The organism is Bacillus sp. V3-13, assembly GCF_002860165.1.
In the GTDB taxonomy this organism is placed as follows: Bacteria; Bacillota; Bacilli; order Bacillales; family Cytobacillaceae; genus Bacillus_BJ.
The window spans coordinates 35,236-48,010 of the sequence record NZ_PGUZ01000017.1; the positions used below are offsets into that span (position 1 = coordinate 35,236).

Sequence of the window (12,775 nt, forward strand, 5' to 3'; positions counted from 1 at the left end):
AGCTGAAAAGGTTGGATGCAATAAACATTTCCAATTATGCTATACTTTCATTGAGAACGGAGCGTGGCGATCATGGATAAAAACCAACTGGGCATTCAATATATGAAAGAAGGTAATTGGGAGGAAGCGGCCAAAGTTTTTTCAGAAGCGATTGAGGAAAATCCTCATGATCCCGTGGCTTTTATTAATTTTGGCAATGTTCTTTCCGCGGTTGGCGAAACGGACAGGGCTCTTAAGTTTTATGAAAAGGCGATTGCTTTGGATGAAACGGCCGCTGCCGCCTATTACAGTGCCGGGAATTTATATTTTGATAATCAGCAGTTTGAAGAAGCGAAGAACATGTTTGAAACAGCGATGAAAAATGGCCTCGATTCAGCCGATAATTACTTTATGCTCGGGATGTCGTTCGTGCAGCTGGAGCAGCCTCGTTTTGCGCTTCCATACCTGCAAAGAAGTACGGAGTTAAACGAGGAGGATCCGGAGGCAAGATTTCAATACGGCTTATGCCTGGCCCGGCAGGATTTCATTGATGAAGCGATCAGACAATTTGAAAAATGTATTGAAATAGATGCTGAGCATGCGGATGCTTTTTATAACCTTGGCGTCGCGTATGGTTTTAAGGAACAGCCGGAAAAGGCGTTTTCCATGTTTGAAAAAGCGCTCGACATTCAGCCGGACCATTTGCTTGCCGGCTACGGCAAAAAGCTGCTTGAACAGGGCGGCGAAACGATTTAATTAACTTGGCGGAAGGAGGGAAACCCGGTGGATAAGCAAAATTCGCTCGATTTATTTTCCGGGCAAGGGAAGTTTGTCAAAGGAAAACATTTAGTGACCATTTTTCATAATGAACAAAATTTGTATACAGTCCTGCGCATCCGGATTGAAGAAACGAATGAAAATTACGACGATAAGGAAGCGGTTATCACCGGGTACTTCCCGAGAATTCACGAACAGGAGTCATATATTTTTTTCGGCGAGTTTAAGGATCATCCAAAATTTGGATTGCAGTACCAGGTCAGCCATTTCCGCAAAGACCTTCCGCACTCAAAACAAGGTGTCGTCAATTATTTGTCCGGGGAGCTTTTTAAAGGGATCGGGAAAAAAACAGCCGAGAAGATCGTTGAAATATTGGGAGAAAATGCGATCTCCCGTATTTTGAGCCAGCCGTCGCTTCTCGATACGATTCCCAAACTTCCGCCTGACAAAGCGAAACAGCTGTATGATACACTGATGGAGCATCAGGGCCTTGAACAAATCATGGTCGCCCTAAACGACTATGGGTTTGGTCCGCAGTTATCGATGAAAATTTATCAGGTTTACAAAGAAAATACGATTGAAATTCTTCAATCGAATCCGTATAAGCTTGTTGAAGATGTGGAGGGAATCGGTTTCGGAAGAGCTGATGAACTCGGCTACCAGCTCGGGATCAGGGGCAGCCACCCTGATCGGATCAAAGCGGCATGCCTCTATTGCCTGGAACTGGAGAGCATGCAGGCCGGCCATGTTTATGCAAATGCCGCGGATGTGCTCGAATCTGTCAAAAAACTTCTTGAAGACAATCAGGACGAGGAAATCGAGTTTCAAGACATTTCCAATGAAATGATCAAGCTGGAAGAGGAAGGAAAGCTGATCGTAGAAGAAAAGCGCCTTTACTTACCTTCTTTATTTTTCTCGGAAAAAGGAGTCGTCACCAATATTAAGCGGCTGCTGAGCCAGACGGAATATAAGGACCAGTTCCCCGAGTCGGAATTTTTGCTCGCGCTTGGGAGCCTTGAAGAGCGGCTCGGTGTCCAGTATGCGCCCTCCCAAAAAGAGGCGATTCAGAAGGCGCTTATGTCACCGATGCTTATTCTGACCGGCGGTCCCGGCACCGGCAAGACGACCGTCATCAAGGGGATTGTCGAGCTTTATGCCGAACTGCATGGCTGTTCATTGGACCCGAAAGACTACAAAAAAGAAGAGCCTTTTCCGTTTTTACTGGCTGCGCCGACAGGAAGGGCCGCGAAGCGGATGAGTGAGTCAACGCGCTTGCCTGCTTTCACGATCCACCGGCTGCTTGGCTGGAATGGTACAGAGGGTTTTGACCGCCATGAGGATAATCCGCTCGAAGGAAAAATCTTGATCGTGGACGAAACGTCAATGGTTGATATTTGGCTGGCAAACCAGCTTTTCAAAGCATTGCCCGCCAATATTCAAGTTATTCTTGTTGGTGACGAGGACCAGCTTCCGTCTGTCGGGCCCGGCCAGGTTTTAAAGGATCTGCTCCAATCCGAACGGGTTCCAACCGTGCGTCTCACCGATATTTACCGCCAGGCAGAAGGGTCGAGCATCATTGAGCTTGCCCACTCGATTAAAAATGGCCAGCTTCCGCATAAGGTTGCCGAACAGCGGCCTGACCGCTCATTCATCAAATGCTCACCAGCTCAGATTGCCGATGTCGTTGAAAAAGTCGCACTCAATGCAAAAAAGAAAGGCTATACGGCCAAAGATATTCAAGTTCTGGCACCGATGTACAGGGGCCCGGCCGGAATTGACAGATTGAATGTGATGCTTCAGGAGATTTTTAACCCGAACCCCGATGGGACGAGAAAAGAGATTTCGTTCGGCGACGTAAAATACCGGATTGGCGATAAGGTGCTCCAGCTGGTCAATCAGCCGGAAAGCCATGTGTTTAACGGGGATATCGGCGAAATCGTCTCTATTTTCTACGCGCGCGAGAACACGGAAAAGCAGGATATGGTGATCGTTTCGTTTGATGGAGTCGAAGCGACATATACAAGGCAGGATTTAAATCAAATCACCCATGCCTATTGCTGTTCAGTCCATAAATCACAGGGAAGTGAATTCCCGATTGTGGTTTTGCCTGTCGTGAAAAGCTATTACAGAATGCTGCGCCGAAACTTGATTTATACCGGGATTACAAGAAGCAAGCAATTTTTAATTTTGTGCGGGGAGCCCGAAGCTTTGCGGATCGGAGTTGAACGAGCCGACGACCAGGCGCGCAATACGACTCTGGCGGCGAAGCTCCGCGCATCCATTCCGGGAGCTTGCGGGCAGGAAACGGCTTCATCTGGTGAAAAGGAAATCTCTTATGAAGAGCAATTAATGAATGCAGACCCGATGATTGGGATGGAGAATATCACTCCGTATGATTTTCTTGAAAATCTGCAGTAAAAAAAGACCGGCAATGGATAGACCATCCTTGCCGGTCCTTTTCATATACGCATTAGCTGCTGTAACGGCGCTCATTTTCATCGAAAAGATCATCCAGAGAGCTTAATGTTCCGTCTTCTTCCACCTGATGCGTGTTGATGATTCCTTGAGACAAAGTGAGTTCAATAAAACAACTCCAACAATAATATTGGTTGATGCCAATTTTTCCGATATCTTTGCTTTGGCAATTAGGGCATTTCAGCATGGGATGACACCTCACGTTTTTACGTTAACAATGATGGCGTCATTCCCGATCGCTGGCGGTTCAGCCGTTTTAACGACCCGTCTCCCCTCCGTAATATCAGAAAAGAAACCATCTGTTAGTTCATACCCTATGATCGTTCCCACTTCTTCCATAAAATATACATCCTGAAGCAGGCCCAGCTTTTCCCCTTCTGTTGTAATCAACATTTTGCCCGAGAGATTTTGCTGGTGCTCAAACGTATAATCAGGAGGGGCTTTGACCGGCTCTAAAACATCAACGCTGTCTACCATGATCCCATCCCAGCCGAAAGAAGCAACATTTTCTACTTTGATGATGTACGATTTGTGGAACAATGCGCCTTTCCGCAACAGCAATCCGAGTACCCGCCCTTCTGCGCTAATACTCAGATCGCAAACCTCGCCAATTTTATTCCCGTTTTTCAGTTCATATACGGGCAATCCTTTTAATAATGAAAATGTCCGCAAAAGAATCTCCCCGCCTTTCCAAGTCTCTTTATTTTTTGTTGTTTTTTTTCAAAAAATAACGGCAAACTGCTTCCAGCCAAGGTGGAAATTACATTGCAATGCCGTGAACAAGGCGGACTTGATGTATATTTCCAGGTATTTCTCCAACAATAATTGCAAGGAGGCTGGCAATTTTGGAAATAAGGATGAAATGGTATTACCGGCTTGGTTTCTTGTTGTTATTATTTATCGTGCTGTTTACCTTTTTAAAGCTGCAGCAACTTTGGCTGCCTATTTTAAAAGTGATCCTGACCGTGTTGCTGCCTTTTCTGATTGCGGCTTTTATTACTTATCTTCTCCACCCGGTTGTTGAAAAATTGCATGAAGCCGGCTTGCACAGGGGCCTCGCTGTATTTATTATTTATTTTCTGTTTTTTGGCGGGCTGGGATGGGCCTTTTACAAGGGAATTCCTGCTTTTATTGTCCAGTTGAAAGATCTTTCCGAACATGCCCCGGAGTTTGCGAACCAGTACCGAAGCTGGATTGATACAATTCAAAGCAGAACATCGGCATGGCCTGACGGCGTCCAGGAGCGGATCGATCAAAATATTGCATCGGCGGAAAGAGCATTGGACCGGATGCTGGCCCGGATCATCGACGGGCTTGTTGCTGTTGTTAATTCACTGCTGATTGTCGCAATTATTCCGTTTATCGCCTTTTACTTGCTTAAGGATTATCTCTTGATCAAAAAGGCTGCTTGGTATTTAACGCCACGAACATGGCGGAAGCCTGCAGAATTGTTTCTCAGGGATGTCGATAAATCGTTGGGAGGCTATATCAGGGGCCAGTTGCTTGTTTGTTTTATTATTGCGGCGCTTTCGACATTGTCGTTTTGGATAATCGGGATGAGATATCCGCTCCTGCTCGGGTTCATCGTCGGGGTGACCAACATCATTCCTTATTTTGGCCCGTTCATTGGCGCGATTCCCGCGGCGGTTCTGGCGGCAACCATCTCGCCCAAAATGGTGGTGCTGTCGGTCATTATTGTTTTCTCACTGCAGTTTTTGGAAGGGAATATCCTCTCGCCATTAATCGTCGGCAAAAGCCTTCATATGCATCCGCTGTTTATTATGCTTGCGTTGCTGGCCGGGGGAGAGGTGGGCGGCATCATTGGTTTGATCCTTGCTGTCCCGGTTATGGCGGTCGCAAAAGTGGCGATCGTGCACGCAAAAGACCATTTCACCAGAAATAAACAGCTGGTTGATAGCGGTGATTGACCGTTTGACAAACGATTCACCTTTTTTTTATAATGCGGATATACGAATAATCGCAAACATGATGAAGGACCGAGTATGCTGAATAATCATTTAAGCGCATGGAGCGCGTAAGAGAGGAATTCCCCCGGGCTGAAAGGAATTCTAAATGAAAGCAGCAGAACGCTAATCCGGAATGCAGCTAACCACTGCCGTTAACCGCGTTATGGTGATTGAGAGGTGGATGCATTTATGCGTCCATTATCAGGGTGGTACCGCGAGTTAGCTCTCGTCCCTGTGAGGGGATGAGGGCTTTTTGTGTTTGCTTTTTCAACCTGGGCAAGCACATTTGTTAACTATTTAATAGGAGGGCATTCTAAAATGAAACACTTGACAGGATCACAAATTCGCCGGATGTTTCTTGATTTTTTTAAAGAAAAGGGGCATGCGGTTGAACCAAGCGCCCCGCTTGTTCCGCACGATGATCCTTCATTGCTGTGGATCAACAGCGGTGTGGCAACACTGAAAAAATACTTTGATGGACGGGTCGTACCTGAAAATCCGCGCATCACCAATGCGCAAAAATCGATTCGCACGAATGATATTGAGAACGTCGGAAAGACAGCAAGGCACCATACATTTTTTGAAATGCTCGGAAACTTCTCAATTGGCGACTATTTTAAAGAGGAAGCGATTGAATGGGCCTGGGAGTTTCTTACCGACGCAAAATGGATCGGATTTGAGCCTGAGCTGCTGTCTGTGACAATACATCCCGAGGATGACGAAGCTTTTGAAATCTGGAACAAGAAAATCGGCATTCCTGAGGAAAGAATTATCCGGTTGGAAGGGAATTTCTGGGATATCGGCGAAGGGCCAAGCGGTCCGAACACGGAAATTTTCTATGACCGTGGCCCGAAGTACGGGAATAATTCAGACGACCCCGAACTATATCCGGGCGGAGAAAACGACCGCTATCTCGAGGTATGGAATCTCGTATTTTCAGAATTCAACCATAACCCTGACGGTACTTATACACCGCTTCCAAAGAAAAACATTGATACCGGGATGGGACTTGAGCGGATGGCATCGGTCGTCCAGGATGTGCCGACCAACTTTGATACGGATCTTTTCGTGCCGATTATCAAAGTGACAGAGCAAATTTCCGGCGAAAAATACGGCACCGATCAAGAAAAGGATACAGCGTTCAAAGTGATTGCCGATCATATTCGGACGGTCGCCTTCGCCGTCGGGGACGGAGCGCTGCCATCCAACGAAGGCAGGGGCTATGTGCTGCGGCGCCTGCTGCGCCGGGCGGTGCGCTATGCGAAGCTCATCAATATTAACAAACCGTTTATGTTTGAGCTTGTTCCGGTTGTCGGGGAAATTATGGCCGATTATTATCCGGATGTTCAGCAAAAAACCGGGTTTATTCAAAAGGTAATTAAAAACGAGGAAGAACGGTTCCATGAAACGCTGCATGAAGGCTTGGCGATTTTGGAAAATGTCATCAAGAAGGAAACCGGGCAAGGCAGCCGGATCATTCAGGGAGCTGATGTTTTCCGCCTTTACGACACGTATGGCTTCCCGGTTGAATTAACGGAGGAATACGCGCAAGAAGCCGGGATGACAATTGATCATGAAGGCTTTGAAAAAGAAATGGCAAACCAGCGGGAACGGGCCCGGTCTGCCCGGCAGGATGTCGGATCGATGCAGGTGCAGGGCGGCATTCTCGGCGAAATTAAAGAAGAAAGCAAGTTTGTCGGCTACGATCAGCTTGAAACAAATGCGAACGTGATTGCGATTGTCAAAGATGGGGAACTTGCCGATGCAGCCAATGTTGGCGATGAAGTCCAGCTCATTCTCGATCAGACGCCGTTTTATGCGGAGAGCGGCGGGCAGATTGCTGATGTGGGCACTCTTTCTGCCATCGGGCTTTTCGTTGATGTACTTGATGTTCAAAAGGCACCGAACGGGCAAAATCTTCATCGGGCGGTGATTAAGGAAGGAACGCTCCATAAAGGACAGCAAGTAGCGGCTGCTGTTCATGAAGCGAACCGCGCAAAAGTAATTAAAAACCATACTGCGACGCATCTATTGCACCAGGCATTGAAAGATGTTTTAGGAGCCCATGTTAACCAGGCCGGCTCGCTCGTCGAACCTGACCGGCTTCGCTTTGACTTTTCCCATTTTGGTCAAGTTAGCGCTGAAGAGCTTGAAAAAATTGAAAGCATTGTGAATGACAAGATATGGCGCAGCATTCAGGTAAACATCGATTACAAGCCAATCGATGAGGCAAAGGCAATGGGGGCAATGGCCCTGTTTGGCGAAAAATACGGCAAGATTGTCAGGGTTGTCCAGGTCGGTGATTACAGCCTTGAGCTTTGCGGCGGCTGCCATGTTCCAAACACTTCCGTTATCGGCCTGTTCAAAATTATATCGGAAAGCGGCATCGGCGCGGGCACAAGAAGAATTGAAGCAGTGACCGGCGAAGCGGCTTACCAGGTATTAAACGAACAAGTTTCGATTTTAAAAGAAGCGGCAGCAAAGCTGAAAACCGGTCCTAAAGAGGTACCGGCCCGAATCGACTCAATGCTCGCGGAAATCAAACAGCTCCAGCGTGAAAACGAATCGCTTGCCGCCAAGCTTGGAAATATTGAAGCGGGCGGCCTTGTCTCCAAAGCGCGTGAAGCAAACGGGATCACCTATCTCGCTGCAAAAGTTCAGGCAGCCGATATGAACAACCTTCGCAATATGGCAGACGATTTGAAAAACAAACTTGGCTCAGCCGTCATTGTTCTCGGCAGCGTCCATGAAGATAAAGTGAATATCATTGCCGGTGTCACTAAAGACTTGATCGAAAAGGGATACCACGCCGGCAAACTCGTTAAAGAAGTGGCAACGCGCTGCGGTGGCGGTGGCGGCGGACGCCCTGATATGGCACAGGCAGGCGGTAAAGACCCGGATAAGCTGGATACAGCTCTTGAATTTGTCGAGGAATGGATAAAATCAATTTGATATCGGGACAAACTAGTGTAAAATGTAGGTAATTAATGATTTGTTAGCGTATTATCGCAAAGCGAGGTGCAAAATATGAGCTCTTTTGATAAAACGATGAGATTTAACTTTCCTGAAGAACCTTTTGAACACGATGTAAATGATGTTCTTTTTCAAGTGTATGAGGCCTTGCAGGAAAAAGGCTACAACCCGATTAATCAAATCGTTGGTTACCTGCTGTCAGGAGATCCTGCTTACATCCCGCGCCACAGAGATGCACGCAATATTATCCGCAAGCTTGAGAGGGACGAAATCATCGAAGAATTGGTGAAATCATATTTAAAACAGCAGCGAGAGGGATAGCTTATGAGGACACTGGGATTGGACGTCGGCTCGAAAACGGTCGGGGTTGCGCTCAGCGATGAACTGGGCTGGACTGCCCAGGGGCTGGAAACAATCCGGATAAATGAAGAAGAAAAAGAGTTTGGTTTCGAGCAAATTGGTAAAATAATAAAAGAGCATGAAGTTGGCAAAGTGGTCGTCGGTCTGCCCAAGAATATGAATGGGACGATCGGACCGCGCGGCGAAGCAAGCCAATTTTATGCACGTGAGCTTGAAAAAAGGTTTGGTCTCCCTGTTGTCCTCTGGGATGAACGCTTGACTACAGTTGCCGCTGAACGGATTTTGCTGGAAGCGGATGTCAGCCGGAAAAAGCGCAATAAAGTGATCGACAAAATGGCTGCCGCCATGATTCTGCAGGGATATCTGGACAGCAAAAATTAATGAGGTGAAAAAAATGGACCACGGTGAAAATCATATTACGGTAGTAGACGAAGAAGGAAACGAGCAGCTTTGCGAAGTATTGTTTACATTCGACTCTGAAGAGTTTGGCAAATCGTATGTCCTTTACTATCCAGTCGGCGCGGATGAAGACGATGAAGAAGATATTGAAATCCATGCTTCCGCATTCATGCCAAATGAAGAGAATGAGGAAGGCGAACTGATGCCGATTGAAACGGACGAAGAATGGGATATGATTGAAGAAATGCTCAACACTTTTCTCGAAAATGAAGACGAAGAATAAGCAACAACAGGCTGGTCCATATGGGCCAGCCTGCTTTTTATTTAGATCGCCCGGTTGGCTAATATTTGTCTTGAACTTGCAGAATGCTTCCCATAAAGGATTCCATGTTATCTGAGAAATTATATGATAATGCTGTCGTAAGGATGCCGGCGTGTGAAATTTTTGCAATATTTTGCGACGAAAAAAAGAAAATATAGTATAATGATTCGAGATGTACGAAAGGGTTACATACGATCATTGTGTCATTTCGGCCCTTTGCCTTGGAGGGGAATTACGATGTCAACAGATGAACAGAACAGCAAAAAAGAAATCATACGCCAAAAAAAGCTTGAACACCAGTCAGAAGCAAAAGTTGTTCGCAAAATTGTTTTTATCATTGCGATTGTGCTATTTCTGCTAATCGGCGGATTAGCGGCAGGAGGCTATTTTTATATTCAATCAGCGCTAAAGCCTGTTGACCCGGGCAATGAAACCAAAAAACCGGTTGAGATTCCGATCGGTTCGTCCGTGAGTGGCATTGCTGAAATATTGGAGTCGAGCGGTGTCATCAAAGACGCGCGCGTATTCAAATATTATGTGAAATTGAAAAATGAATCCGGATTTATGGCCGGCAATTATAATATGAACCCGTCGATGACAATTCCCGAGATTATCGAAAGTTTAAAAACAGGCCGGGTATTGCAGGATGAAGTATTCAGAATGACGATCCCGGAAGGAACTCAGCTGTCCGAAATTGCCGGGATTATTGCCGAAAAAACAAACCAGCAGCAAGCAGACGTGTTCAATCAGCTTAACGACCGGGCTTTCATTGATGGATTGAGGACCAAGTATCCGGAAGTATTGACGGAAGAAATTTTTAATGCCAATGTTAAATACCCGTTGGAAGGGTACCTGTTCCCGGCCACTTACCCTTTTTATACCGAAAAGCCTGCACTCGAAGAAATTGTATCGGTCATGCTTGATAAAACAAGCGCTGTCCTGGCTGAATACTCGGCACAGATGGAAGAGCAGGCGCTTACTCCTCATAAGCTGTTAACAATGGCTTCATTAATTGAAGAGGAAGCAACAGAGAAAGCGGACCGCGACCAAATTGCCAGTGTTTTTTACAACAGGATTCAAACAGGCATGCCTTTACAGACAGATCCTACCGTCCTGTACGCGCATGGCGAACATAAAGGCAGGGTCTTATACGAAGATCTTGAAATTGATTCTCCTTACAACACCTATAAGAATCAAGGACTTCCGCCAGGGCCAATTGCCAATGCCGGTGTGATGTCGATGGAAGCGGCATTAAACCCGGAGGAAACCGACTATCTTTATTTCCTGGCAACTTCAAAAGGGGATGTCCTGTTTTCAGAAACCCTTGATGAACATAATCAGAAAAAAGCCGAACACATAACGAATAATTAGCGAAAAAGGGGAATGCAGAAAAATTAGCATTCCCCGTTTGTTTTATGATAAAATGGATCAGGTGTTTTAACGGCCTGATAGCGTCCAAGGATACCGGCTTAGCAGCTGTGTTGATAAATGAATCGGCCAGTGCCTTCATTTATCCTGTGCACGCTATTTTTTCATGTCCAAAATGTGAAAAAAGCAAATGATGCATAGAACGGCGGAAGGTATTAGCGCCGAAACAAGATCCAGAACCTTGAGGTGAGATGGCTTTGTTGAATGAAGAGCTGCATGCATATTTAGACGAATTAATTCCAGAGCGTCCTCAGCTGATTAAGGAATTGGAAAGGTATGCCGCCCTGCATCATGTTCCGATTATGGAGAAGGGCGGCATGGAAGTGCTTCTGCAGCTGTTACGAATTCATCGGCCTGATGCGATTCTTGAAATCGGAACGGCAATTGGCTATTCCGCTTTACGAATGTCGCTGGCGCTCCCTGCTGCTAAAATCGTGACAATTGAAAGAGATGAAGCAAGAGCAGCGGTCGCCCTGGAGAACTTTAAAAAAGCGGGGAACAGCATGATTACGCTGATAAAAGGAGATGCGCTTGAAGCTGATGCCGAGGTTGCATCCCATGCGCCATTTGATCTGATTTTTATTGATGCCGCCAAAGGGCAGTACCGACGTTTTTTTGAGTTATATTCCGCCTTCCTGCAAGCCGGGGGGTTAATGATAACCGACAATGTCCTCTTTAAAGGGCTTGTAGCAGCAGAACAGATTGACCATAAGCGTACCAGGAGCTTAGTAAACAAGATAAAAGATTTTAATAGCTGGCTCGTGAACCATCCCGATTATGACACGATTATCCTGCCTGTTGGGGATGGAATTGCCGTCAGCAAAAAGAGGTGAAAGCAATGAAGAAACCAGAATTATTAGTTACACCTGCCAGTGCCTTTGATATTGTTCCCTTGTCCAATGCAGGTGCGGACGCGTTTGTGATCGGGGAACAGCGCTATGGCCTCCGCCTGGCCGGCGAATTTGACCGGAAGGCGATCGTAAAGGCGATCCAGCTTGCCCACTCGCACGGAAAAAAAGTATATATAGCGGTGAATGCGATTTTTCATAATGACAAAGTGGACGAGCTTGAAGACTATATTCATTTTCTAAAAGAGGCCAAAGCCGACGCGGTTATTTTTGGCGATCCTGCTGTGTTGATGGCGGCACGCATTGCCGCTCCAGATATGAAGCTTCATTGGAATACAGAAACAACGGCAACAAATTGGTACACTTGCAACTACTGGGGCCGAAAAGGTGCGAAGCGGGCTGTATTAGCAAGAGAAATAAACATGGACGCCATTATCGGGATGAAAGAGCATGCTGAAGTTGAACTCGAGGTTCAGGTCCATGGAATGACTGCGATGTTCCAATCAAAACGTTCGTTGCTAGGCAACTATTTTGAATATCAGGGAAAAGCGTTGGAAGTGGAAAACCGCCAGCAGGCTGGGAACATGTTCCTTCATGATAAAGAGCGGAACAATAAATATCCGATTTTTGAAGACGAAAACGGCACCCATATCATGAGCCCGAATGATATTTGCATGATCGATGAGCTTCAGGAAATGGTCGAAGCGGGAATCGATTCTTTTAAAATTGACGGGATCTTAAAATCCCCTGAATATATTCTTGAAGTCACGAAGCTTTACCGAAGAGCGATTGACTTATGTGCCGAAAATCCGGACCAGTACGATGAAGAAAAGGGCAGCCTTTTTGCACAAATAGAAGAGTTGCAGCCTGACAACCGCCCGCTTGACACAGGTTTTTTCTTTAAAGAGACGGTGTATTGACCGAAATGCGGAAGCGCCTTGGTCAGCCCTGACAGGCGTTGGCCGACTAAGAGCGCCACGTCCTGTGGCAACGTCGGCACTAGTACGTCCTGTACGTCGAAGGACCTGACACTGAAGTCGTTCTTTGACTTCATTGGCAGGACCGAAACGACCGAAGGGCTAGGCGCTGAAGCTGGACAATGAAAAGCGGAAGCGCCTTGCTCAGCCCCGACAAGCGCTGGCCGACTAAGAGCGCCACGTCCTGTGGCAACGTCGGCACTAGTACGTCCTGTACGTCGAAGGGCCTGACAGTAAAGTCGTTCTTTGACTTTATTGGCAGGACCGAAG

Annotated in this window: 12 protein-coding genes; 10 read left to right on the plus strand and 2 right to left on the minus strand. The window is 46.6% G+C overall.

Annotated elements, in window-relative coordinates; genetic code table 11:
* Nucleotides 1-72 precede the first annotated feature (72 nt).
* Nucleotides 73-735 carry a tetratricopeptide repeat protein gene (locus CU633_RS07225; protein WP_101659054.1) on the plus strand — a complete coding sequence of 221 codons (663 nt, stop codon included), beginning with the start codon at nucleotides 73-75 and terminating at the stop codon, nucleotides 733-735.
* A 27-nt stretch (nucleotides 736-762) separates the two neighbouring features.
* Nucleotides 763-3,174 (plus strand): SF1B family DNA helicase RecD2, encoded by a 2,412-nt coding sequence (gene recD2 / locus CU633_RS07230; protein WP_101659055.1) that lies wholly within the window; start codon nucleotides 763-765, stop codon nucleotides 3,172-3,174.
* Nucleotides 3,175-3,226: 52 nt separating this feature from the next.
* Here recD2 and CU633_RS07235 read toward each other — a convergent pair whose 3' ends face one another.
* Both CU633_RS07235 and CU633_RS07240 read right to left on the minus strand, forming a co-directional pair.
* A complete protein-coding gene (locus tag CU633_RS07235) occupies nucleotides 3,227-3,418 on the minus strand; it encodes a hypothetical protein (protein ID WP_101659056.1) in 192 nt (63 codons plus the stop codon).
* 11 nt (nucleotides 3,419-3,429) lie between these two features.
* Complete coding sequence (locus CU633_RS07240) at nucleotides 3,430-3,903, minus strand: PRC-barrel domain-containing protein (protein ID WP_101659057.1); 474 nt, start codon at nucleotides 3,901-3,903, stop codon at nucleotides 3,430-3,432.
* 173 nt (nucleotides 3,904-4,076) lie between these two features.
* Between CU633_RS07240 and CU633_RS07245 the strand changes: the two genes are divergently transcribed.
* From CU633_RS07245 to CU633_RS07280, 8 genes are all read left to right on the plus strand, one after another.
* Nucleotides 4,077-5,159 (plus strand): AI-2E family transporter, encoded by a 1,083-nt coding sequence (locus CU633_RS07245; RefSeq protein ID WP_101659058.1) that lies wholly within the window; start codon nucleotides 4,077-4,079, stop codon nucleotides 5,157-5,159.
* Nucleotides 5,160-5,516: 357 nt separating this feature from the next.
* Nucleotides 5,517-8,150 carry an alanine--tRNA ligase gene (gene alaS / locus CU633_RS07250; RefSeq protein WP_101659059.1) on the plus strand — a complete coding sequence of 878 codons (2,634 nt, stop codon included), beginning with the start codon at nucleotides 5,517-5,519 and terminating at the stop codon, nucleotides 8,148-8,150.
* A gap of 75 nt (nucleotides 8,151-8,225) precedes the next feature.
* The gene (locus CU633_RS07255; protein WP_101579205.1) at nucleotides 8,226-8,492 is read left to right on the plus strand and encodes an IreB family regulatory phosphoprotein; all 267 of its coding nucleotides are present in this window, start codon (nucleotides 8,226-8,228) and stop codon (nucleotides 8,490-8,492) included.
* Between the two features lie 3 nt (nucleotides 8,493-8,495).
* Nucleotides 8,496-8,912: a Holliday junction resolvase RuvX gene (gene ruvX / locus CU633_RS07260; RefSeq protein ID WP_101659060.1), complete on the plus strand. Its 417-nt coding sequence runs from the start codon at nucleotides 8,496-8,498 to the stop codon at nucleotides 8,910-8,912.
* Nucleotides 8,913-8,925: 13 nt separating this feature from the next.
* On the plus strand, nucleotides 8,926-9,213 hold the full coding sequence (locus tag CU633_RS07265; protein ID WP_101659061.1) for a DUF1292 domain-containing protein: 288 nt from the start codon (nucleotides 8,926-8,928) through the stop codon (nucleotides 9,211-9,213).
* Between the two features lie 276 nt (nucleotides 9,214-9,489).
* The gene (mltG, locus tag CU633_RS07270) at nucleotides 9,490-10,623 is read left to right on the plus strand and encodes an endolytic transglycosylase MltG (RefSeq protein ID WP_101659062.1); all 1,134 of its coding nucleotides are present in this window, start codon (nucleotides 9,490-9,492) and stop codon (nucleotides 10,621-10,623) included.
* 254 nt (nucleotides 10,624-10,877) lie between these two features.
* The gene (locus CU633_RS07275) at nucleotides 10,878-11,513 is read left to right on the plus strand and encodes an O-methyltransferase (RefSeq protein ID WP_101659063.1); all 636 of its coding nucleotides are present in this window, start codon (nucleotides 10,878-10,880) and stop codon (nucleotides 11,511-11,513) included.
* 5 nt (nucleotides 11,514-11,518) lie between these two features.
* Nucleotides 11,519-12,448, plus strand: coding sequence for a peptidase U32 family protein (locus CU633_RS07280; protein WP_101659064.1), 930 nt, complete (start codon nucleotides 11,519-11,521; stop codon nucleotides 12,446-12,448).
* The last annotated feature ends 327 nt before the right edge of the window (nucleotides 12,449-12,775 follow it).

Bases quoted from the DNA above. Each gene is read 5' to 3' on its own strand.
- CU633_RS07225 (WP_101659054.1), top strand. From the start codon at position 73: ATGGATAAAAACCAACTGGGCATTCAATATATGAAAGAAGGTAATTGG.
- CU633_RS07235 (WP_101659056.1), bottom strand. From the start codon at position 3,418: ATGCTGAAATGCCCTAATTGCCAAAGCAAAGATATCGGAAAAATTGGC.
- alaS (WP_101659059.1), top strand. From the start codon at position 5,517: ATGAAACACTTGACAGGATCACAAATTCGCCGGATGTTTCTTGATTTT.
- CU633_RS07255 (WP_101579205.1), top strand. From the start codon at position 8,226: ATGAGCTCTTTTGATAAAACGATGAGATTTAACTTTCCTGAAGAACCT.
- ruvX (WP_101659060.1), top strand. From the start codon at position 8,496: ATGAGGACACTGGGATTGGACGTCGGCTCGAAAACGGTCGGGGTTGCG.
- CU633_RS07265 (WP_101659061.1), top strand. From the start codon at position 8,926: ATGGACCACGGTGAAAATCATATTACGGTAGTAGACGAAGAAGGAAAC.
- mltG (WP_101659062.1), top strand. From the start codon at position 9,490: ATGTCAACAGATGAACAGAACAGCAAAAAAGAAATCATACGCCAAAAA.
- CU633_RS07280 (WP_101659064.1), top strand. From the start codon at position 11,519: ATGAAGAAACCAGAATTATTAGTTACACCTGCCAGTGCCTTTGATATT.